The 22,181-nt window shown below is 36.6% G+C and carries 29 protein-coding genes and 1 pseudogene; 10 read left to right on the top strand and 20 right to left on the bottom strand.

Annotated elements, in window-relative coordinates; all coding sequences use genetic code 11:
- The 9 genes from BLR86_RS19125 to BLR86_RS19085 form a co-directional block, all read right to left on the bottom strand.
- Positions 1–345, bottom strand: coding sequence for a UxaA family hydrolase (locus tag BLR86_RS19125; RefSeq protein WP_090765210.1), 345 nt, complete (start codon positions 343–345; stop codon positions 1–3).
- Between the two features lie 122 nt (positions 346–467).
- Positions 468–1,235 carry a sulfite exporter TauE/SafE family protein gene (locus BLR86_RS19120; protein WP_090765207.1) on the bottom strand — a complete coding sequence of 256 codons (768 nt, stop codon included), beginning with the start codon at positions 1,233–1,235 and terminating at the stop codon, positions 468–470.
- A gap of 33 nt (positions 1,236–1,268) precedes the next feature.
- A complete protein-coding gene (locus tag BLR86_RS19115; RefSeq protein ID WP_090765204.1) occupies positions 1,269–1,865 on the bottom strand; it encodes a FumA C-terminus/TtdB family hydratase beta subunit in 597 nt (198 codons plus the stop codon).
- Positions 1,866–1,886: 21 nt separating this feature from the next.
- Positions 1,887–2,813, bottom strand: coding sequence for a fumarate hydratase (locus tag BLR86_RS19110; protein WP_090765198.1), 927 nt, complete (start codon positions 2,811–2,813; stop codon positions 1,887–1,889).
- A 13-nt stretch (positions 2,814–2,826) separates the two neighbouring features.
- The gene (locus tag BLR86_RS19105) at positions 2,827–4,572 is read right to left on the bottom strand and encodes an FAD-binding protein (RefSeq protein WP_254782376.1); all 1,746 of its coding nucleotides are present in this window, start codon (positions 4,570–4,572) and stop codon (positions 2,827–2,829) included.
- A 35-nt stretch (positions 4,573–4,607) separates the two neighbouring features.
- The gene (locus BLR86_RS19100; RefSeq protein WP_090765192.1) at positions 4,608–4,991 is read right to left on the bottom strand and encodes a succinate dehydrogenase/fumarate reductase transmembrane subunit; all 384 of its coding nucleotides are present in this window, start codon (positions 4,989–4,991) and stop codon (positions 4,608–4,610) included.
- A 23-nt stretch (positions 4,992–5,014) separates the two neighbouring features.
- Positions 5,015–5,734: a succinate dehydrogenase/fumarate reductase iron-sulfur subunit gene (locus BLR86_RS19095; protein ID WP_090765189.1), complete on the bottom strand. Its 720-nt coding sequence runs from the start codon at positions 5,732–5,734 to the stop codon at positions 5,015–5,017.
- 293 nt (positions 5,735–6,027) lie between these two features.
- Positions 6,028–6,228, bottom strand: a complete 201-nt coding sequence (locus BLR86_RS19090; protein ID WP_090765186.1) for a hypothetical protein — start codon at positions 6,226–6,228, stop codon at positions 6,028–6,030.
- Between the two features lie 2 nt (positions 6,229–6,230).
- On the bottom strand, positions 6,231–7,496 hold the full coding sequence (locus BLR86_RS19085) for a cation:dicarboxylate symporter family transporter (protein ID WP_175492969.1): 1,266 nt from the start codon (positions 7,494–7,496) through the stop codon (positions 6,231–6,233).
- Between the two features lie 552 nt (positions 7,497–8,048).
- On the opposite strand from BLR86_RS19085, the gene BLR86_RS19080 reads away from it, so the two are divergent.
- The 4 genes from BLR86_RS19080 to BLR86_RS19065 all read left to right on the top strand — a co-directional run bounded on the left by BLR86_RS19080 (position 8,049) and on the right by BLR86_RS19065 (position 11,638).
- Positions 8,049–9,029: a YeiH family protein gene (locus BLR86_RS19080; RefSeq protein ID WP_254782381.1), complete on the top strand. Its 981-nt coding sequence runs from the start codon at positions 8,049–8,051 to the stop codon at positions 9,027–9,029.
- 73 nt (positions 9,030–9,102) lie between these two features.
- Positions 9,103–10,056, top strand: coding sequence for a selenium metabolism-associated LysR family transcriptional regulator (locus BLR86_RS19075; RefSeq protein ID WP_090765178.1), 954 nt, complete (start codon positions 9,103–9,105; stop codon positions 10,054–10,056).
- Between the two features lie 244 nt (positions 10,057–10,300).
- Positions 10,301–10,705, top strand: a complete 405-nt coding sequence (locus BLR86_RS19070) for a VOC family protein (RefSeq protein WP_090765175.1) — start codon at positions 10,301–10,303, stop codon at positions 10,703–10,705.
- Between the two features lie 555 nt (positions 10,706–11,260).
- The gene (locus tag BLR86_RS19065; protein ID WP_090765442.1) at positions 11,261–11,638 is read left to right on the top strand and encodes a ribosomal maturation YjgA family protein; all 378 of its coding nucleotides are present in this window, start codon (positions 11,261–11,263) and stop codon (positions 11,636–11,638) included.
- Positions 11,639–11,690: 52 nt separating this feature from the next.
- Here the strand turns inward: BLR86_RS19065 and BLR86_RS19060 are convergent, their stop codons facing one another.
- From BLR86_RS19060 to BLR86_RS19055, 3 genes are all read right to left on the bottom strand, one after another.
- Positions 11,691–11,933: a hypothetical protein gene (locus BLR86_RS19060; protein ID WP_090765173.1), complete on the bottom strand. Its 243-nt coding sequence runs from the start codon at positions 11,931–11,933 to the stop codon at positions 11,691–11,693.
- A 164-nt stretch (positions 11,934–12,097) separates the two neighbouring features.
- The gene (locus BLR86_RS26195; RefSeq protein WP_175492968.1) at positions 12,098–12,247 is read right to left on the bottom strand and encodes a hypothetical protein; all 150 of its coding nucleotides are present in this window, start codon (positions 12,245–12,247) and stop codon (positions 12,098–12,100) included.
- A gap of 191 nt (positions 12,248–12,438) precedes the next feature.
- On the bottom strand, positions 12,439–12,852 hold the full coding sequence (locus tag BLR86_RS19055; RefSeq protein WP_090765170.1) for a RidA family protein: 414 nt from the start codon (positions 12,850–12,852) through the stop codon (positions 12,439–12,441).
- Positions 12,853–13,011: 159 nt separating this feature from the next.
- Between BLR86_RS19055 and BLR86_RS19050 the strand changes: the two genes are divergently transcribed.
- Entirely contained in the window at positions 13,012–13,770 is a 759-nt protein-coding gene (locus BLR86_RS19050) for a DUF3891 family protein (protein WP_090765167.1), read from the top strand.
- Positions 13,771–13,935: 165 nt separating this feature from the next.
- Positions 13,936–14,388 carry a CBS domain-containing protein gene (locus tag BLR86_RS19045; protein WP_090765164.1) on the top strand — a complete coding sequence of 151 codons (453 nt, stop codon included), beginning with the start codon at positions 13,936–13,938 and terminating at the stop codon, positions 14,386–14,388.
- 174 nt (positions 14,389–14,562) lie between these two features.
- On the opposite strand, the gene BLR86_RS19040 is transcribed toward BLR86_RS19045, so the two are convergent.
- Both BLR86_RS19040 and BLR86_RS19035 read right to left on the bottom strand, forming a co-directional pair.
- The gene (locus tag BLR86_RS19040; protein ID WP_090765158.1) at positions 14,563–16,017 is read right to left on the bottom strand and encodes a DHA2 family efflux MFS transporter permease subunit; all 1,455 of its coding nucleotides are present in this window, start codon (positions 16,015–16,017) and stop codon (positions 14,563–14,565) included.
- 13 nt (positions 16,018–16,030) lie between these two features.
- Positions 16,031–16,585, bottom strand: coding sequence for a TetR/AcrR family transcriptional regulator (locus BLR86_RS19035; protein WP_090765155.1), 555 nt, complete (start codon positions 16,583–16,585; stop codon positions 16,031–16,033).
- Positions 16,586–16,971: 386 nt separating this feature from the next.
- Here BLR86_RS19035 and BLR86_RS19030 point away from each other — a divergent pair, with 386 nt between their 5' ends.
- A complete protein-coding gene (locus BLR86_RS19030) occupies positions 16,972–17,940 on the top strand; it encodes an NAD(P)-dependent alcohol dehydrogenase (RefSeq protein ID WP_090765152.1) in 969 nt (322 codons plus the stop codon).
- Between the two features lie 343 nt (positions 17,941–18,283).
- Here the strand turns inward: BLR86_RS19030 and BLR86_RS19025 are convergent, their stop codons facing one another.
- From BLR86_RS19025 to BLR86_RS19015, 4 genes are read right to left on the bottom strand one after another with little or no spacing between them, the layout of a single operon-like run.
- Positions 18,284–18,577, bottom strand: coding sequence for a HesB/YadR/YfhF family protein (locus BLR86_RS19025; protein ID WP_090765149.1), 294 nt, complete (start codon positions 18,575–18,577; stop codon positions 18,284–18,286).
- Between the two features lie 37 nt (positions 18,578–18,614).
- Complete coding sequence (locus BLR86_RS19020; protein WP_090765146.1) at positions 18,615–18,821, bottom strand: hypothetical protein; 207 nt, start codon at positions 18,819–18,821, stop codon at positions 18,615–18,617.
- Positions 18,818–18,958 carry a hypothetical protein gene (locus tag BLR86_RS26190; protein WP_175492966.1) on the bottom strand — a complete coding sequence of 47 codons (141 nt, stop codon included), beginning with the start codon at positions 18,956–18,958 and terminating at the stop codon, positions 18,818–18,820. The genes BLR86_RS19020 and BLR86_RS26190 overlap by 4 nt, the downstream gene beginning before the upstream one ends.
- Positions 18,959–18,999: 41 nt before the next feature.
- The gene (locus tag BLR86_RS19015; protein ID WP_090765143.1) at positions 19,000–19,983 is read right to left on the bottom strand and encodes an alpha/beta hydrolase family protein; all 984 of its coding nucleotides are present in this window, start codon (positions 19,981–19,983) and stop codon (positions 19,000–19,002) included.
- 310 nt (positions 19,984–20,293) lie between these two features.
- Between BLR86_RS19015 and BLR86_RS19010 the strand changes: the two are divergent.
- Both BLR86_RS19010 and BLR86_RS19005 read left to right on the top strand, forming a co-directional pair.
- Positions 20,294–20,425: pseudogene (locus BLR86_RS19010) on the top strand (IS1595 family transposase); the annotation flags it as partial.
- 76 nt (positions 20,426–20,501) lie between these two features.
- Positions 20,502–20,750 carry a DUF4190 domain-containing protein gene (locus BLR86_RS19005; RefSeq protein ID WP_175492965.1) on the top strand — a complete coding sequence of 83 codons (249 nt, stop codon included), beginning with the start codon at positions 20,502–20,504 and terminating at the stop codon, positions 20,748–20,750.
- A gap of 66 nt (positions 20,751–20,816) precedes the next feature.
- On the opposite strand, the gene BLR86_RS26845 is transcribed toward BLR86_RS19005, so the two are convergent.
- Positions 20,817–20,951, bottom strand: coding sequence for a hypothetical protein (locus BLR86_RS26845; protein ID WP_302847231.1), 135 nt, complete (start codon positions 20,949–20,951; stop codon positions 20,817–20,819).
- 154 nt (positions 20,952–21,105) lie between these two features.
- On the opposite strand from BLR86_RS26845, the gene BLR86_RS19000 reads away from it, so the two are divergent.
- Entirely contained in the window at positions 21,106–21,684 is a 579-nt protein-coding gene (locus tag BLR86_RS19000; RefSeq protein WP_090765133.1) for an HAD hydrolase-like protein, read from the top strand.
- Positions 21,685–21,731: 47 nt separating this feature from the next.
- Here BLR86_RS19000 and BLR86_RS18995 read toward each other — a convergent pair whose 3' ends face one another.
- On the bottom strand, positions 21,732–22,172 hold the full coding sequence (locus BLR86_RS18995; protein ID WP_090765131.1) for a universal stress protein: 441 nt from the start codon (positions 22,170–22,172) through the stop codon (positions 21,732–21,734).
- Positions 22,173–22,181 lie beyond the last annotated feature (9 nt).

Raw genomic sequence — 22,181 nt, 5'->3', positions numbered from 1 at the left:
CTACCACCTCGCAGTTTTAATATTATGGGTGTGTACATAATCTCCTACAACCCAATTACAAGTAGTAATTCCAACCTGAACACCGTACTTTAACACTGGCTCGCCCTCATTAAGCTCAACTAAAGAAATCTTATGACCTAAAGGAATATCACCGCGTGATACTACTTCAATTTCGGAATTATCATCCATGAATACCCCGATTACCTTTTCCCCTTCAACGATAGGTGTAGTTGCGACACCTACATGATCCCCTTTTTGGTGGATCAAAAACTTGTGGGTTGAAACACTTTTAGACTCATCATTCTGACTTTTTACAGCAGTACTAGATTGGTAGTGATAACTCATTTTTTAACCTCCTTAGATTTACTTTATTTGGTTGAGTGACCCAACCACTGTGCCTATACTTATTAAAACATCAAGATGTATATCCGTCAACTCTTATTTTGAATTTTTTGAATTTTTTTAAATTAAGTGAATAAATCGTAAAATAGCTTACAGCTTACGATCAAAATAGAATAGGCAGCAATTCTTTTTAAGGTAATAGAATTCATTTTTTTAGTAATGCGCCCTCCAATTTGTGCTCCAATAATCCCGCCAGCAATTAACACTGCCACCTGCCCATAGTTAATGTCACTGATACTTAATTTTGAAATGAGACTGCCTGCGGCCAATAAAAAGCATGTGATTAAACTCGTGCCAATCGCCATTTTAATCGGTAATTTATAAAAATAGAGCATTAAGGGAACAAAAATAAATCCGGCAGATAAACCAACAAGCCCTCCAAGGACGCCAATAATAACACCGAACAGGATGCTTACAGCCCAGGTCTTTTTCGAAGGAATAAAAGGTGTAGGGACTGCCTTACTGGTTGGTATTTGCATAAGGATTGCAGAGATAGCGGCAAAGGTTGCAAAGAGTATTGTTAAACTAAAGTCAGAAATTTGATTTGCAAATAATACCCCGACAAAACCGCCAAACATAGCTGGAATCCCGAGCATAAACATAATTTTTGTATCGACAAGCTTATTCCTTATATAATAATATCCTCCTGACAAACTAGAGAAAAAAGCTTGCATGATAGAAAAAGAGAATATCGTATGCATAGGAAAGGTCGTATTCAACAGTAGTGGAGGAATAATCATTAATAAGAAAATTAAAATGATTCCCCCACCGATCGATAATAATCCTGTTAAAATTCCAGAAAATAGACCGATCACAAACAGTGATAGTATCATCTGCAGGACTCCTTTTTTAGAAAAGAACCTAAATCAAAGCTGCCTTTTCATCTCTTCTAATTTTACCTTGGCATCTTTTTTGATGTCTTTGTATTTGTTGTTTCCATGTGAATCGATTGAAACAATCAGTGGACCAAAATCCTTGACCCTAAATTTCCATATGGCTTCAGGCATCAAATCTTCCCACCAAACATCTTCAATTTCTTCTACTTGAGTTGTCTCCAAGGCTGCAGATCCTCCTAGAATAGTAAAATAGCACCCTTTGAAATCTATTAGTGCTTGGGAGCCTTCCTCAAGAAGTCCTCCTTTTCCAACAATTACTTTCATTCCATATTTCTCCATCAACCCAGGTGTAAATCGGTCCATACGATAACTGGTGGTCGTACCAATACTAACCTTTTCGTATTTTCCATCAGGCAGCTTCCTCACTCCTGGTGCTGTATGCAGCCCTATAGAGCCTTTGAGCTGTGGAATTAAATCCTCTGGCAGTTCAATCCCTTTGTCAAAAAGGCGAATTAAATTCGCATCACGAATGCCAAAAATATGTCCTTCCAGAGTTACCGTATCCCCGGCATATAATTGGTCGATATCCACATCCGTTAAAGGTGCTCTTAAATGATAATGTGCCATCCGCTTTACCTTCCTTCATTGTTAATAGGTGATCTCTGGCCCGTTATCTTCCTGCCTAAAGGTTGCACGCATCCTTCTTGCCGGCCAGCACATCATGTTAACTGCGACTGGATTACACGTCATATGTGTATCAGCTGATTCAATATGAACCGCTAAAGCCGTGGTATTGCCGCCTAAACCATGTGCTCCGATCCCTAATTCATTAATTAACTCATATAATTCTTCCTCTAGCTTCCTAACCAGTGGATCTGGATTCGGGGAACCTACTTCTCTGGCTGCTGCCTTTTTCGCTAATGCTGCACATTTATCTGCCGTTCCACCAATTCCAATCCCTACAATAGTAGGTGGACAAGGATTAGCCCCAGACTCAAATACACACTCTAATACATATTTTTTAATACCCTGAATCCCAGCGGCAGGTGTTAACATTTTCAAATAGCTCATATTTTCAGACCCTGAACCCTTAGGAACAATGAGAAGTTCCAACTCATTTCCCTCGACGAATTCATAATGAATAACAGGAACTTGATTTCCAGTGGACGTACCATGGTTCTTCCTGGTTAAGGTATTAACAATACTACTCCGTAAAGGGTGTTCAAGCGTTGCACGCTCTACCCCTTTCTTAATAGCCTGTTCTAAACGTAAACCATCAAAGCGAACCTGGTTTCCTACTTTAATAAAGAATACAGGTATTCCTGTGTCCTGACAGATTAATAGTTTTTGGTCATCAGCTACCGAAACCGTTTTTACCAATGTTTCTAAGATTTCTTTACCCGTTTTCAAGGTTTCTTTTTCCAAGGCATTTTGTAATGCGGTTCTGACATCAGGTGGTAAATCCTTAAGAGATTCTATATAAAGGGTCTTACATGTCTCTTCTACACTCTGATAAAAACCCTCATCGAAATCCCAAATTTTTTGATAGTCAGCAGCATAGTCTTTTACAGCCATCAATTGCACCCCTTTATTTTGATGTAGCTAGCACTTTATAGCCTTTGATTTCACTGACATTTATGTGTGTTTGCTTTACATCTTCAGTCCAATAGTGTGGTTCATCCTTTTCCGTTTTGGTGACATAAATATTATTTAACCATTTTTCATCATTACTCTCAGGGAAATCCTCACGATAATGAGAGCCCCTGCTTTCCGTACGCATCAACGCACTTTTGGTGACCATTTTAGCGATTGTGACAAGGTTTCTGACATTCATATACTCCTGCCAGGTCAGATTATATTTTGTAGGACCTTTTATACTAATCTTCTGTATTCTTTCTTCAAGGACTTGGAGTTGTATTTCAGCAAATTGGAGGTCCTTTTGATTACGGACTAGCCCAACTTTTTCCCACATTAAGTTTTTAAGGTCATTCCGAATATAGAATGGATTTTCACCTTCACTTCGCTTAAATGGCTCTAACATTTCTTCCATCATCGTATGAACCTGTGTTTCTGAAACCTTTGCTAGGGTGCTTCGATTTTTGATATAGGAAACCACTGCATCTCCAGCTCTGGCACCAAATACGGTTGAATCGCATACTCCATTCCCACCAAGTCGATTCGCACCATGGACCCCGGCGGCATCTTCACCTGCTACGAAAAGGCCTTCAATATTTGATTCACAATCTACCGAAACTCGGACACCGCCCATTTGAAAATGAGCTGCAGGGGAAATCTCGACAGGCTCAACGCTTAAATCTCTTCCTACATCACGACACCGTTCAACCATTCCTGGGAACATTTTACGAACATTTTCTTTCCCTAAATGGGATACATCGACGTAAACCCCGCCAAGTGGTGTACCACGGCCCTCCATGATTTCCATATAGGCAGCTCTTGAGACACGGTCTCTTGTCGATCGCTCCATTCGTTCTGGATCATAATTTTTCATAAACCGCTCACCTAAAGAATTAATGAGGTAACCACCAGCACCTCGCAGACCTTCTTCCAATACCCCGCCATTTAGACGAGAGTTTTCCGCAAGCAGACCTGTTGGATGAAACTGCATCATTTCCATATCCATAAACTCTGTCCCGGCGCGATAACACATGGCCATCCCATCTCCGGCCTTTTCAAGACTTGGAGTGGCAATTTTATACATAGTAGCTGCCCCGCCGGTACCAACAATCACGGCTTTACAATGAACGACAATGAATTTCCCTGTTCTCATATTAAGCATGAGACAGCCTGCTACACATTGACGTTCATCATCAACTAATAAGTCAATGGCCCTTACTTCATCCCAGGTAATGACATTTGGTTTAGCAAACAGCTGATCTCGCATTCTAGATATGATTTCAATACCTGTTAAATCCCCACGGTGTACAGTACGGTCAAAGGATTGTCCAGCAAACGGTTTTTGATGAATGGTACCGTCTTCATTTCTATCAAAAAACACACCCATCTTTGTCTCTAACTCTCTTATTCTTTTTGGTGCATCACTTACAAGGGCCCATGCCATTTCTTGATTGTTAATGCCCCCTCCGCCTTTAATGGTATCTTTAAAATGTTTATCTAATGAGTCATCTGGGTGAAGGACGACATTATAACCGCCCTGAACCATCCGCGTACATCCACTTTTTCCTATTAATCCTTTTGCAGAAACAATAATCTTTAGATTCGGATCAAGGTCTGCTGCATGGTGAGCAGCAAATAAACCTGCTCCCCCGCTTCCTAAAATGAGAACATCTGCTTCAATATGTTCCAAAACATTCACCTTCTTTTATCAAGTTGTTTAACGAAAATTGGTTTCTATGAAACTAGGAAGAAAAATGTCACCGCACATAAAATAGCACCGATGATGGTAAAAAGCTTAAAGACACTTCGGTTATCCTTGACCCAGCCAACATCAATTAGAATGACTCGGAAACCATATAATGCATGAAAGATAAGTGCAAAGATTAAAAATGCGTCTAAAAATGCATTTAAGTGCAAGGTTGAAAGCACGCCAATTCCTGGCAATTTCCCAGCCATAGCATAACCACTATAGATTTTTAAAGGCAATAATACTAACAACAGTACTGCCGTTATTCTTTGAACCAGCCATGCGATATAACCTACAAAAGGTCTCTGTTTCAACTTCATACCCGCAATCTTTTCTTGCTGTTGAATTGTTTTTAATTGTGGATTAGCCATGCTACCATCTCCTCAAATAATGATTACCATTTCAAACCTAGCGATCTCTTTAATTTTTTCATTTTAATTTTTTGGATGGTTACCATCGGTTTGATTCCTTTTGGGCATACTTCCACACAGGCACCAAATGAGTGACACCCAAAAGCACCATCTTCTTCAGTAACCAGATCCAATCTTTCTTCTCTAGCTCCATCTCTTTCATCTGCGATTAAGTTATAAGCTCTGCTTAATGCAGCCGGCCCAATAAAATCATTGCCTCTTATCGCTACGGCATCACAGGATTGGTAACATAAGCCACATGTAATGCAGTCTTGATTTTCATCAATAATTTCTCGTCTGCCTGACGAAGGTGGAATAATACTGAATTCATCTGTATCTTCTTTAGGAACAAAATACGGTTTAACCTTTTCCATATTAGTAAAGAAATTATCCATATTAACTGATAAATCTTTAATTACCGTTTGATTCCGCATCGGCTGAACGGTAATTTTATCACCTAATTCCTCAATTTTTGTCCGGCAGGCCAAACGGCCGCGTCCATTAATTAACATTCCACACGAACCACACATCCCTAATCTACAGGCACATCGGAAGGATAGAGTTGGATCCTGGTCCTCGACAATTAAGAAAAGACTATCCAACACTGTCATGTTCTTCTTTGCTTCAATTGGAAATGATTGATACTTTGGGCTTTCATTTTCATCAGGGTCGTAACGCAGTACCGTAACTTCTACATTCTTCACATATAATCCCCCTTCAATTTAATGTTCAAAGTAATCTCAAAGAGTCCTTTCTCCAGACAAATTACCCTCCTAAATACATTATGTGGTTTGGTGACCCAACCAGTATATACAAATTTAAACACATTCCCAGAAAATGTTCAATATTTTTTAAATATTAAGATAAATATTATTCAACGATTCTATTTGTAGAAAATTTTGATCACTAGAAAAAAGCTGAGAGGAATAACTCCAGCTTTTCTCATGACTACTCTATTGCGAGGAAAATGAGTTTTCTTAATAACTAAAAATCGTTTTTAATGAGAATTAACACTATTACTTTCTTTTGTTTTTCCAAACAATAGTAAGGATCCTGAACAGACTATTGCGCCTAAGAATGCCTCTCCTGGAAAAGAATATTCAGCTATCCATCTCAACTCCTGCAGACCTAAGACGGCTTGAGGTGAAACCATCATGAATAACCCAATTAAAAAAACAATACCACCTAGGATTTTCATATTTACGCCACCCTCTTTTTAGTTTTAGGTGCAAAACGGTCCTCTAACATTGCTCCTATTAAACCGTCATCCGTAGTGTTAACAGCAGTACATAGCATTGGTATTAATCCTGAATACATGGTGATAAAAGTAGTCACAAATAGAGTTGGATCCGGAACTTGTAAAATGATGGCAATAACAGGTGACATGAAGAATCCTGCCCCTCCTGGTACTCCAGGTGATTCTAATCCTAATATCCACATCGGCAATACTAATAAGAGAATTTCATAAAAGGAAAGTGGAATATTCATCATTGCGCAGGTTGTGACTGTCACGATTAAAACCGCCATGGTGGAGGTACTTTTATTGAGTACAGTACCGAATATGATTGATGTCTCTGCAAATTCAGGTTTAAGTTTTAGATCCTTCTCTGCTGAAATAATATTAACAGCAAGTGTGTCATAAGATCCTCCTGTACCAAACCCTGTAGAAAAAACCGTTAAATAGTAGGACATTAGCTGTTTCCAAGTTCTTTTTGATAATAGTTTCGTTGCAATAACCATTACAATTGTCCAAGACCCGGCTAATAGAAGAACCCAAAGGACGGTTTTCCCATAAAACGCCACCCCATTACTTCCAAACTTTAATGGAATATTGATGGCTAAACACCCGATCATAATTGGGTAATACCACAAAAACCATTTAAAAAACTTTAAGACATAATCACTAATGGTCATGATTGAGTTCGCAACAGGACGGAATACCGGCTTGACCGCAACAATCCATCCTACGATAACTGAGGCAACCAAAATCTGTAAAAGTGGCTGCTGCGTAATAATGGTTTTGAAAGTGTTCAAAATGCTCATTACAAATGTGGAAAATCCTGCAGCTTCTGCACCAGCTTGTGAAAGTGGTAAATCTAAAAAAGCAAGAATAAACAGACTAGCAAAAATTAGTGCAGCTATCCCTAGCGTAAAATACAATATAAATATACGACCAAAAAGTTTTCCTGCTGTTTCCTTGTGCACCATAATGAGCCTTGCCGTAGCTCCAGCTAGAAGGAAAAAGATGATCGCTGTTGCAAAGGTTACAATTGTTTTAGGAAAATATTGTCCGCTTACAGCAAGTACTTTTACAAATGGCTGTTCTGGCAAGTAGGTTCCAAGTAAGAATCCAGCGGCGAGTGTAATAAAGACCCAATATGGATAAGGTATCCTTTTAAATATATTTTTCTTGGGTATGCTGTACTCAGGATGAATTTCACTTCTTACACTATTAATATTTTCCACATAAACATCTCCTTTAGTTGAAATTAAAAAAAGAACCCTTATCTTAGTACCCTTTAAAATATGCAAACTCGATGTAAACGCTTCCTTTTTAACGATTACGGAGTAGCTCTGTTTTATCACCCCTCTGATAATTTTCCAATTAATCAACCTGTTGTTTTTTTGATTTACAGCTGTGTAGTGTTTGGTTCAGTGGTCCAATCACCTTACCAAATTATCATGTATTTATTAAATTTTCAATAAATTCTTTCAATTTGTTTATATTCTAATTTTTTATCTACCTTATAAAAAACTAATATAGATCCACCTTGATTCTCTGAAAACGCGTGAAATCAGTAGTTTGAACATTAATATTGCATTCCTTAATAAATGGCATAAAGAACTCTAATAATTGTTACTTATTCATTTGTGCTATTTTGAAAGTATCAAGAACTCTTATTAATAGTTAAGAGGACGAAATCCGAAGGAGTTTGATAATTTATGCAACAGTCATATGTAAGAGAGGAATACTATCCCCCGGCAGAAGTTAAAAACACTGAAAAACCCAAAGTGTTAATGAGATTTTTAGGCGGGGTTGGATTTACCTTCTTTATAGCACTATTAGGCCTTGGCCTTTCAAAACTTACTGGTTTTAATCAAATTGGTCCACTTGCTTGTTCAATCATTATTGCAGTAACCATCCGACAAATTTGGGAGTATCCAGAAAAGCTTCGCAGTGGAATTGAATTTTCTTCGAAGAAATTGTTAAGGTATGCGATTGTCTTGTATGGCTTGAAGTTAAATATTGCCGTTATATTTAGTCAAGGAATGCCGCTGTTATTACGAGATCTATTGACGATTATTTTTTCCATTGTCGTAACATTATTATTAGCAAAATGGTTAAAAGCAGATTTTTCTATTTCATTATTACTAGGAGTTGGCACCGGGGTTTGTGGAGCTGCTGCGATTGCCGCTGTCTCCCCTATCATTAAAGCAAAAGAAGAGGACACCGCTATTGGTGTAGGGATCATTGCTTTGATAGGTACGGTTTTTGCCATTCTTTATACAGTGCTTCGCCCATTTCTTCCTATATCAGATATTGATTATGGAATCTGGTCTGGTGTCAGTTTACACGAAATAGCACATGTTGCATTAGCGGGAGCACCCGGTGGAGAAGATGTTTTAGCGATAGCATTATTGGCAAAGCTTGGGCGTGTATTTCTATTAATTCCTTTATGTTTTATCCTTATATATTGGATGAACAAACGGAAACCTGCTAATGCGGACAAAGCAAAAATTGATTTCCCATGGTTTTTAATTGGATTTATTGTGATGAGCTTATTCGGAAGCTACATCGTCGGGGAATATATTCATATCTCTAAAGAAGTATTAGTTCAAATCGGTAATCTATCAACCTATATTTTGACAATGGCCATGGTCGGTTTAGGGTTAAATGTAAGTTTCCAAGCCTTAAAAACAAAAGCTCTACGACCATTAATTGCAATGGTCATTACTTCAATCCTGCTCTCAGTTCTTACCTTTTTCAGCATTTTTTAATAAATTAAAGGTTTTTTAGTGTATTTGTGGAATTACTACTAAAGGAGAGTGTGGTGAAAAGGGGGGAAAAACATTGAATTTGGAGCATTTAAAAATCTTCTATATGGTTGCGATGAAAAAGAATTTTTCAGAAACAGCTAAAGCATTGCATATGTCGCAGCCAAGCGTGAGCTTGCAGGTTCGCCAATTGGAAGAATCCTTGGGCACCAAACTTTTTAATCGAACAACTAAAAAAGTATACCTGACACCAGCTGGTGAGCTGCTGGCAAAATCAGCTAAAAATATTCTGAAGCAAGTGAATGAAACAAAAAAAGAACTCCAACGGCTCGAACAATCAATTCATGGTCATTTAATCATTGGAGCAAGCTTAACCATTGGGGAATACATATTACCTTACTTATTTGGTGAATTTAAGCGAAAATATCCAAATGTAAATATAATATTAAAAATATATAATTCTCAACAAATTGCTGAAAAACTGAATGATAGAGAAATAAACTTAGGATTTATTGAATCGATGATTTCCTATCCAGAGTTTGTACAAGAAGCATTTCTAGAAGATGAATTAATGGTTATTTCTACAGATGAGATTGCAAACGCTCCTGATCAAAGTAATGAAATAACTATTGATCAGCTTTTTAACCTCCCTTTAATCTTAAGAGAAGAAGGTTCAGGAACTCGACAGGTAATTGAGGAATCTTTACGTATATACAATTTAAATCCTTCCAAGCTAAATGTCATTCTTGAGCTTGAAAATACGGAATCGATTAAATCTGCAGTCGAATCAGGAATGGGCATTTCCATTATTTCCAAGATGGCTGTTCAAAAAGAACTAGCCTTAAAAACATTAAAAAGTTACTCGATAAAAGATATTAACTTAAAAAGATCTTTGTTTTATATCTATAATGATACAAACCTTTCTCTTCCAAGCCAGGTGTTCTTAGAATTTATTTCGGAATTTTATCAGGGTCAACATTCTTCTGCGAATGAATTGCAAATTAATTGCGAAAATACAAGACAAGAATAGGTATTTTTCATAAAATCGAAAGCCCCAAGTAATGGTTATTCACTTGGGATTTTTAATTTATTTAAGTGGATGAGTTTTTTTATGAGTCCCATTTTCTTCTGGTGCCTGTTGAAATTGGCCACATGAACACTTTATGAGGTCTATTTGCCAACTAGTTATAGAGCAGTTGTTCTGTCATAATCAGTAGGGAGATCGTTTATAATTTCACTAAGCAAACCTATAATAGAATGAAGGAGATGCTAAAATGATTAAACCCTATATTATGTTTAATAGGAATTGTGCAGAGGCTTTTAAGTTCTATCAAGAGGCATTTGATGGAGAATTGCTTGCGATGCAAAAATATGGTGATATGCCACCAAGTCCTGATTTTCCGGTTGCTGAAGGCGATAAAGAACTTGTGTTACATTCAGTTTTAAAATTAACAGAATCCGGAACCATTATGGGTTCTGACTCGAATCGAGAATTACATAATTCGGAGAAAGTGTTTATCAGTATTGAAATCAGCACTGAAGAAGCAGCTATAAAAGCTTGGAACTTGCTAAAAGCTGATGGTACTATTTTTATGAAAATAGCACCATCATTTTTTGCAAAACTTCATGGATCCTTGATGGATAAATATGGTGTTTCATGGATGTTTACAGTTAATTAGATTTAATTAACAGAATCAATAGGAAATGGCCTATGGATAGATAATCCCATAGGCCATTTCTCAAAAAAAAGTTTTTTCGATAACATTGGGAATCGCCTAATTGACCGGAAGATTTCTTTTATGCTTTTTCGGTCACATACGGATCCTTCTTTTCTTAAAGGCTGTGTTAAAGGTAAATGTTGATTTCACTCAATTTGAAAAATAGGCGGAGAAATTCCGTTTATATTGTGAAATTCCCATTTTTCCCTTAAAATAAGCGGAGTTTTTCCGGTTATACGATCCAAATCGATGGATTTTGTCTTATTTAGAGCAGTTAAGCGGAATACTTATTTCTGCCTCTAAAGCCTCCACTATAGACAATAACCGGAAATTCTCCGCCTATGAATTCTTATACCTACACGAAAATCAACAATGGGTAATAACATAGCCTTCTTAAAAAAGAATTTCCCTATTTTTTTGAAGCAGTTATATAATTGAATATAAGAAAATTACAAAAGAGTGATATAGTTGATTTCTAAAAATATTGCTAATAAGAAGCAGAGAATAAAGTATTTAATGGCCGTTGTACTCACTATTTTTTTAGGTCTAGCCTCAAGAAAATTTGCACACCAACTGATCCCATTTATAGCCGAGAATGCCGGAGATGTCCTATGGGCGATGATGGTTTATTTCGGCTTTCGTTTCCTTTTTGTTCGAAAACGACTATTTACAGCGATTCTATTCAGTTTTCTGTTCAGTTTTGGCATCGAATTCAGTCAGCTTTATCAGGAAGACTGGATCAATCAGCTTCGTGGAACAGTAGTTGGAGCATTGATTCTAGGAAAAGGATTCCAAATGGTGGATCTTATTCGATATACAACGGGTATTATCCTTGCTGCAGGCTTGGATAAGGTGACACTCACGTTGAAGCAACCTCCCAATCCTAAAAATTAAACAAATGACAAAAAAATCAATAAAAAAAGGGTTGCCAGCGGCAACCTAATTTTTAAGCGTATTTAATTCCAGCAACCTTGATATTGTTGATATCACTAGAACTGCAAGGTGTAACAGCATATGTCATTTCACATTTAGGGCAGTTCATTATAACGGTTTCCAACGTAAAAGTTTCTCCACACTCGCAGTTAATTTCGTGTGCAACTGCTGGTGCAAGGTTTTCTTTTCCTTTGCTTTTCACATGATCAACGATATCTCTTCCATCTTTTATATGTGACGAACATCCACAGCTCATTCTAAACCCTCCAAGAAGTTATGATTATTAAAACTAGTACACTTAGAATAGCATAGAACTAATCGGATTGATGTGGCAAAAAAGGTACACATTTTTTTTGAACGAAAGGAATTAAAAAAGAAGACTTCAAACGTAAAGAAGTCTTCTCGAGGATTTATACTAGATTAGTGTACTCTAATTATTTCATTAATATCTTCATCGTGATGAACCCTTGTATGTTTGGATTCAATCCATTCAAACTCTTCAATCTCATTACTAGACATGGACTCGCCAAACCACCAGTTTTTGAATTCAAGAAAAAGTTCTGTTATCATCTTGATTCCTCCAGTTAGCATAATTGGAATTCCTTATATCCATATTATACATGTGAATCCATTCACATAAAAGCGTTTACATAAAAGGCGGAATAGGAAAATAATAGTGAATAGTTAGATAATGGCTCGTTTAATTCTTTGTAAAACAACAAACAGGAAAAGGAACTCAATTTGAGTCCCCCCTATTACCTTTAATCGATCGTTTTTTCTACCGCAGCGAATGCTTCGATTTCTACCAATTGATTGCTATAACCTAATACAGTCACTCCAGATAAAGTGCTGGGAACATCATGATTACCAAACTCTTCTCTAATTACTTCCCAAGCGGTCACCAAATCAGACTGATTTTGAGTTGCCACAAGAATTCTAGTATAAACAATATCTTCTAATTTGGCATTACATTCCCCTAAAGCCGCTTTCAAATTTTCCACGCACAGTTTTGCTTGAAGCTCAACATCACTAGAATCAGGGACATGCCCCTCTTTCGTTAATGGACAAGCTCCTGCTAAAAACAGTAAATCCATTCCAGCAGGAACGCGACTGGCATAAGCATAATCAACTTGAGCTAAATGGTTAGAATGAATAAGTGATATTTTTCTGTTCATCTGTTTACCGTCCTCTATTTTTAGTTATGACAATAGTAATTCGGGGGTTCTCCCTATAATCCTGCTTTTGGTGTACTTTCCAAGTAAAAGGAAATAATAAATATATCATATTAAGAAGACGTATGACTACTAGTGAAGTACGTAGAGAGGATTTCGAAAATGATTATACTAGAACGGGAACAGAGCTATTGTTTGGTAAAACAAAATGATCACGCACACATTGCAGGGGAAATCGCTAAAAACTGTAAAAATGAATATTTTTTTGATGTTAACCGATCTCAAGAAGTACTTATGGCAATTCAAGAGCATGACCGGGGCTGGATTGATCTCGATTCCTCTCCCGTCTGGAATGATAAAAGTGATAAGCCTTATTCATTTATCGATTATCCGTTACCACTCAAAATATCTTTTTACAAAAAAGGGTTAGATGAAGTTGAAAAAATGAGCAAGTACGCACGATTGTTATGTAGTTTGCACTATACCTCCTTCATACAAGATCCCAACGAACCGGCGGTGAGGGAATTTTTGCAGGAGGAAAAGCAAAGACAGGAGCAGCTTAAAAAGGATCTGCAATTAATGGATAAAAGTGAAGAAACGCTAATGTACCACTTAGATTTATTAAAATTTTGTGATTATCTTTCCCTGTATATATGTTTAAATGAGCCTGGAGATAATAACAAAATACACCCCTTTTTTCGTAATGGATTTCCGCAATTATTTGCTTTTGTAACGGACAATCCTATTGTTGCTCATTGGAGCAATCAAGAAACCGTTTCGCTCTCCTTCTCCCCTCTTAAAAATAAAGTAGAAGTAAGCCTGCCCTATAAGGAAATAATGAAAGATAATATTGAGGAACACGGTATCTTACTAGCGTATAAGGATACATCTGTTTCTTTTCGTAAAATAAAGTTTCAATGAGTGAAAAAACTTCTGACCAGATGTTTTATATGGGCCCGTGCATTTTTCCTGTTTGTATTGGAAAAATCACTAATTAGACACATTTTATAAATTACGAGGAAAGTTAAATTTATGATAAGATAAATAAAAATGAATGCGTTTACACCATGGAGAGAGGGATTTATTATGAAAGTAAGAGACTTCATGATTACAAAAGTATTTACGGTAAAGCCTTGGAATACAGTTAAGGAATTGTTAATGATACTGAATTCAAATCGAATTGGCGGCGTGCCTGTGGTTGATGATAAAGATCATCTAGTAGGAATTGTCTCTGATGGAGACGTCCTACGGTACCTATCTCCTAAGCCATTGGGTGTTGCTGGACTTGTTTATATTATTGAGGATGAGGAATTTGAGGATGTATTAGTAGAAAAATTCGATACACCTGTAAAAGAAATTATGACCAAAAGAAATATCCTAACCGTTTCACCTGATGAAGAGTTTGAGGATACCATCCGTTTACTTTCCCGTCATCATTACAAAAAACTCCCGGTACTGAATGGGGCAGGCCGAGTTGTAGGGGTTCTTAGCCGAGGTGACATTATCCATAATATTTCGAGAAAAATTATTTCATCTTAAGAAAAGCGCAAGCGCCCTGGTCAGCGGCGTATGGCCTGGAGCTAGACAGTAAACTAAGTTCAAAAACTTATACTTTCTTATCTCTTAAAAAAGAAACCATTTGTAAAAATTACTTTTACAAATGGTTTCTTTCATTTTAAAAGATTCATAATTGTAGATTCAGTGGAAATTCTACTATTCTCGTACTGGTTGTGTTGTTTTTACCCCAACTGGAGATTTTCCCGTTACCTCATTTGGTTTTTTCATAAAGAAAGAACAGATTAGTGCAACTACTGAAATTCCAGATACAAAGTAGAAGGTATATTTAACGCCAGCAGCCAATAATTCACCCTGTGAGGCATCCGGTGTCCCTGCTGCGAAACTAGTTTGACCAGCTGTAAGCAGTGTAATGGCGATTGCAGTCCCTGCTGCACCAGCTACTTGGTTCAATGTATTCATTGCGGCTGAGCCGTCCCCATATAACTCACGTGGCAATGCATTAAGTCCATTTGTTTGTGCTGGGATGGTTACCATTGTTAGCCCACAGAATAAAATCATAAATGGTACGATGATAAGCCAAGCAGGTGTTGTTGCTGAAATTGTTGCAGCAAAAATGATATTACCAATCAATACAATGATTGATCCAGTAACGGCTAGTTTCTTTGGCCCAATTTTATCAAATAATGTTCCCACAATTGGTGACATGATTACGTTAACGGCATTACCTGGTAGTAATAATAAACCAGCTGCCGCAGCACTAAATAATAAAGATCCCTTTAAATACATCGGTAAAAGAATACCCGTTGATAATATGACTAAAATACTAAAGAACATCAATGCTGTTCCGATTGAGAACATAGGAAATTTGAAGACATCTAAATTAACCATTGGCTTCTCCATCGTATTTTGACGGGTTCCAAATAAAACAAGGGCGATAATACCTACAAGTAATGGTGCCCATACGATAGGAGCCGAGAAAGCTGCACCAGCCATCGAAGCCAGTCCATAAATTAATCCGCCAAACCCTACTGTTGATAAGACAATCGACAGAACATCGATCTTAGGTTTTGTAATTTCTCCAACATTAACAATTTTAGCAACAGCAGCAACAGTCAAGACGACATAAAAAGCTGCGCTGATCCAGAAAATATAATTCCAGCCTAACGTACTAATAATGACCCCAGAAAGTGTTGGTCCTAAGGCTGGTCCTAATGTAATAACAAGACCCATAATCCCCATGACAACGCCACGTTTATGAATCGGGAAAATAACTAAAAGAACACTTACCATGACCGGCATAATAATACCTGTTCCCATTGCTTGGACAATACGGCCAAGTTCTAAGATTGCGAAATTTGGAGAAGCTGCTGCTAGAACTGCTCCTGCCATCGATATAACAAGTCCCCCAATCACTAATTGGCGAGTACTAAACCATTTCATTAAAAGTGCTGAAATCGGTACTAAAATGGCTAGTGTTAATAAATAGCCTGTTGTCAACCACTGTGCAGTCGGCGCTGTAATCGAATATTGCTCCATGACATTCGTTAATGCCATATTTAGTGCTGTTTCCCCGAATAATCCAATAAAAGCACCGAGCATTAAGATTCCTGCCATGATTTTTGGATTTTTCACTTGAATTTGTGTACTCATACGTATCCCCTTTTTAATTCATTAAATTTGGTAATCTCTCTGAAATAATTTTTAGTGGTTCACTTGTTTTTTGCGTTAAACAAAGCATCATTCCACCTTCAATCGAAGCTGTCATCACAACAGCGATTGAATATGCCGTTCCTTTTGAAAATCCATCTGCTAGTAATTTATTTAAATAAATCCCTTGTATTTGTTGATACAACTGAGCACATGCATTTCTAACTGGATCACTTAACGAAGCCATTTCACTTACAATACTGCTGAATGTGTATCCAGTAATCGTCCCTTCTGTTTCAAAGGTGCCGATTAATTTTTCAATCATTTCTTTTGTTGCTTCTTTTGTTGTCGGATACCGCTTAAAAATTTGTTCGATATCCTTCGTTATCGTTTCCTTCAAAGAGTCTAGGCAAGCGATAAGTAATTCTTCTTTTCCATTTGGAAAGTGGTGATAAAGCGAACCTTTTGAGATGTTACATGCTTTTAAAATTTCACTTAACCCAACACCGATATATCCTTTTTTTTGAAAAAGTGTTGTCGCGATTTCGATTATCAGCGATTTTGTGTCCATTCCCGTAGTACACCTCCACCATACCAACCGGTCTGTTTGTAACTATAACAAATTTTTAAAAAATAAGTCAACCTGCTTTTTTTCACAAAATAGCCACAAAAATAGATATGAAAACGGTTACCTTCCGTTCTTCTCATTCTTCCGAAATCCTTATTTATCAAGGGTTTGTGGCACTTTTATTTTATAAGCTTTTAATAGCGAAAAAAAAATTTAAATCATTCTTATAGGGTAACGCTTACACTAGTGGCTTATTCAAAATCACTTTGTTATGTCTCATTTATTAGGATTTAGTTTTAAATAGTCGATATCAGTATTAATAATCTTTTTTCAGAGTATTATGTTAATTAAGGGATTTGTAGGGAATCTTTGGAAAAGAGGTGTTATTTATGAAGGCAATTGTAACTACCAAATATGGTCCACCTGATGTTCTTGAATTAACAGAGGTTGAAAAACCTTTATTACTGGATCATCAAGTTCTAGTAAAAGTTCATGCTGCTTCGGTGAATCATGGGAACCTGGTCCTTTTGAGAGGCGAGCCATTCTTAGCCCGTTTTGCTTTTGGCCTATTTAAACCTAAATTTTCCATACCCGGAGGGGACATTGCTGGTGTGGTTGAAGCTGTTGGCAAGGACGTTACACAATTTCAACCAGAAGATGAAGTGTTCGGAGATTTATCTGGTGTTGGCTGGGGTGGTTTTGCCGAATATTCCTGTGTTCCGGAAAAAGCATTAGCTTTAAAACCGGCAAATTTGTCCTTTGAGGAAGCTGCTGCGGTACCTATGGCTGGAGTAACCGCCCTACAATCTCTCCGCGATAAAGGCAAGATTCAGTCAGGACAGAAAGTCTTGATTCATGGTGCCTCTGGAGGCGTTGGTACGTTTGCAGTTCAGATTGCCAAATCATATGGGGCAGAAGTTACTGGCGTGTGCAGTACGAGGAATGTAGACATTTTGCAATCACTAGGGGCAGATCATGTCATTGATTATAAAAAGGAGAAGTTTACTGAAAACAAGCAGAAATATGACTTAATTCTTGGCGTTAACGGTGGTCAGCCATTATCCGCTTATCGGCAATCATTAACTCCCAATGGAATTTTTGTTCACGTAGGAGGTTCCGGAGCTCAAATGTTCCAAGCTATGACCCAGGGAACATGGATTTCAAAAACATCTGGGCAAAAGATCGGCAGCTTTTTACAAAGGGCAAACCAAGATGATTTAGTTTATCTGAAGGGACTTATTGAAGCCGGCAAAGTAAAGCCTATTATTGACCGCCAGTATAAATTAAGTGAAGTGTGTGAAGCATTTCGGTATTTTGAAGAAGGACATACACAGGGGAAAGTGGTTATTACTGTATAAAAATTCATAAAAAAATCTTTAAGAAAAAGCAGTGAGATTTTTTTATAATAATCATCTCACTGCTTTTTTATTGTCATTTTATTAAAGCCAATTCAGAAAAATGTACGAGTTGGACTTCACCAGATGAACTGCCCTCTTCACGAATTTCACAGTAACCAGAAGAGTGTTGGTAAAGAATAATATATACTTTACCGTTGAAACTAACTTTTATATTATTCAAAAAACCACATCCCTCTATTTGATTATTTAATCATAGTGGAATTGTGGTTATTTGTCTGTGTCGTAATATTGAAATCACCCATTGCAATCTTTATTTGTGACAGAAAAGTGACAAGAACAAACTTTAACTGTGCTGTGTGAAGATATACTCTACATCATCGTTTTTCGGGGTAACTTTCAGATCGTAATTCTCTAAGAACCACGAATCATGGTCATCAAAGTAAAAGGTAATACCTTCGACTTCATCCTTAATTGCGACCGTTCCCTCTTTTCCTATGGATAGTGCTAAATAATAGGATGGGTGCGGGGTGGGTATACCGCCATAAATTTTTACGACAAACTGAACAAATTCTCCTTGTTTTAAATTCATCTCTGAAATAAACCAATTCGCTGCTTCTTTCGTAACTTCTAATTTCATTTAGGCACCTCGTTATACTAATATTATCCTCATTTGTTCATACTACCAAAGTTTCTCGCAAAAGTCCTTCACCATTCACCAAATCAGGAAGATTTTTGAGAGTGAATGAGTTAATGATGATGACCATTTCAATAATTTTTTCATGAATTTTAGTCATCATTGGGATGATGATGACCATTTCAATGATTTTTTCATGAATTTTAGTCATCATTGGGATGATGACCATTTTTATGATTCTTTTCATGAATTTTGGTCATCATTGGGATGATGATGACCATTTTTATGATTCTTTTCATGAATTTCGGTGATCATTGGGATGATGATGGCCATTTCAATAATTTTTTCATGAATTTCGGTCATCATTGGGATGATGATGACCATTTCAATGATTTTTCATGAATTTTAGACATCACTGGTTAACGTTATTTTACCAGCATTTCTGATTTTTCAATGGTAATCTGTCTATTCTTCCAGTTTCGTAACCATACACGAATTTTATCCTTTAGTTCAGCGTCCACGGGTTGTTTTAGTGTTTTTTTATTATTATTCATGATTTTGCTCATGCTGTATTCAACATCTGTTTTCCGAAGCATATGTGTCATGTCTTGAATAATATGTGTTTCGCACTCACTATGAACTAATGCTTTGATCTTTTCTAAATCGCTGACCTTTACGTTTACATCCTTGGTTCCCGTAATTGCTAGAACGGGACAAGTAATCTTTTGTAACGGTTTTGATACGTCAAACAGTGCTGTCTCTCGATTCCATTTAGCGTTGATTTTTTTCCCTTTGTACTTAATAACCGCATCATCCGATTCTTGCAGCGCCTTAAATAAATCATCATTCATTTTTGTTATTTTTTGATCTACTTTTAGTATACGAAGTAACCATCCTTGAAATCCTTTTACAGATCTTAAATCCTTCATCATTTCCTCGCGTTGCCATGCCGTTGTTTCTGGTAATGGTTCAGCTATACCGGCAAGAAGAATCATCCCATCAACTGAAACTTTTTCATATACGAATGGTGCGATAATACATCCCTCGCTGTGTCCTAGTAAAATCACATTTTCTGAATCTATATTAGTGTGCTTTTTAGCAAATTCCAATACAGCGTGAGCATCGTTAATTAAATCGTAAACGCCCATTTCATAATAGTCCCCTTTACTCTCTCCAACCCCCCTTTTATCATAGCGAATACTCGCAAACCCTTCTGCAACCACTACATCAGTTAATTCCTTGAAAATATTCATTGGTATTCCTTTTGCATTCGAATCACGATCTATTGGACCACTTCCGTGAACCATAACCACTAAAGGAAATTTTTCATTCCCTCCATCTGGGAGCGTTAATGTTGCTGCTAATGGGAATGGTCCTGGTATCATCATTTCAATCTCTTTACTCATCATTATCAACTTCCTTATTAATTTATTTATCTTACCTTTTTTGATAAATTTTTCTATTTTAGATATAACGTCAAAGTAAGTTTAATAGTTCAATTTTTTATTGTACCTTTAAAAAATTTATTCAGAGAAAGAAATGTTATGACGAGCATTTTTCACAGATAGCAGAGCTATTCACACACTAATCTAAATAAAATTTTATAAAAATTGGTTGGGTTAAAGGCAAATGTTGATATTTGATACCATTTTGAAAATTTAATATGATATGGTTAAGAACAAACATTCGAGGGATGGTCAAGTTGAGCAAATCGCTCAGTGGGTATTGTTCGTAGATAGCCGTAGTAACGAAAGCACCAAACACAATATTAAAGAATTTTTAATATCATCATTTATATGTGAAATGACCGATACTTATGATAGTTTGCGTTTGTCAAAATTCAGTGTTTAGTTTTTACTCAATTAACCTGTGAAAGAGTGTTTAAGTAGTTTTAATGTAAGTAATTGGAATTGGAGGTGGGTTTTGTTTGTTGAAAACTCAAGTAATTCCTGAAAATAAAGGTACTAATGGAAAAGCGGTAGGTTCATTGCTTATAGGCATTTTATCAATTTTCGGGATATTTTTTATAGGATATGGGGCAATTCTTAGTGTAGCAGGTCTACTACTTGGGATTATTGGTTTAAGAGAAACAAAAAAACTTAGGCAAAAAGGAAGAAATATAGCAATGGTAGGTATAATTTTCAATTGTTTAGGTATTTTTAGTTTATTCTTTTAATAGACCAACAGCAGTCAAAAATAGTGGAAACCCTCAGCTATCAGGGGTTCCACTATTTTTAATAACTTATTTCATTTTTACAGGTGTGACTACAGCAAATAAATTTTCAGATGGGTCCGATACATTGATCTCAATAATTTTAAACCCATTTCCTCCATCAATTTGTTCTCTTTTACTAGTCAGGATTTGATTGTTATTCATGTTTTATTCCTCCAATAATTTTCTCACAGAAGTTATTATATGTTGAAGGTAAAAATATGTGCATCAGTTTATTAATTTGTTTCCACGGCTAGTTAAATTTTATGTAAAATGTTACAGTATTATTTTTAGCATCGATAAGAAATGAGGGATTATTTTGAACATATTGTGGGATTTTGATGGGACTCTTTTTGATACATACCCTGCCCTGGTTGAAGGGTTTGTGAAATTAAGTCAACAGAATCTCAATCGCGAGGAAGTATTGAAGTGGCTAAAAATCGATTCGAAGACAGCCTTTAATTATTACGGGATTGACGAGACGAATAGAGCAGAATATAAACGATTAGATAAACAATACTCTAAATTGTACAGCAAGCCTTTTGAGCATTTAGAAGAGGTTTTATCAGCAGTTGAAAACAATATCATCGTTACTCATCGTGATATGGAGTCTACTACCTATCTCCTTGAGAAATATCAGCTATCACACTACTTTAAAGAAATTGTTTCCGTAGAAGAACAAGGATTCACTAGAAAGCCTCATACTTCTTCTTATGAATTTGTCTTGAAAAATTACCATATTGATTTGGTCGTAGGTGATCGTGACTTAGATTTACTTCCTGCTAGAAAATTAAAGATTAAAACCGTTGCCTTTCAAAATCGTAACATTGAAGCAGATTTTCATATCGACCGTTATAGCGATTTTATCCCTTTAGTGTTAAAAAATAAAAGCTTGTAGAATCTGTCCAAACGGACTTTTTCTACAAGCTTATTTTTTCGTGTCAGTTACTTAACTATGAAAACGGGACATGGTGCCTTTTGGACAACATAATGGCTGACGCTTCCCAGGAAGAGTTCCTTCAGTCCACTTAATCCTCGGCTGCCCATTACAACAAGATCAGCATCATTTTCTTTAACAAATTCAACAATCATTTTTCCAGGTAGACCTTCTAATAATAACAACTTTGATTTATTAGGAAGTGTCTTTAATTCTTCCTCAAGCTCTTCACGTATTGCCTCGAATTCCTTATCTTGAGATTCGCGGTTTAGAGCTAATGCATAGCCATATGATGAGTACGGCAACGGCCTTACTGGCTGCATGACAGTGACGACTAGTAATTGAATGACCTTATCCTGCTTAGCCAAATTTATGGCCATTTTTAATGCTTTTTTACTTAATTCTGAATGATCATATGCGACAACGATTCTTGAATAATCCGTTAACATTATTATCAT

The organism is Bacillus sp. OK048, assembly GCF_900103525.1.
Classification (GTDB): Bacteria; Bacillota; Bacilli; order Bacillales; family Cytobacillaceae; genus Neobacillus.
Note: the sequence above shows the minus strand (reverse complement) of the source record. Positions and strands in the feature narration are given on the sequence as shown.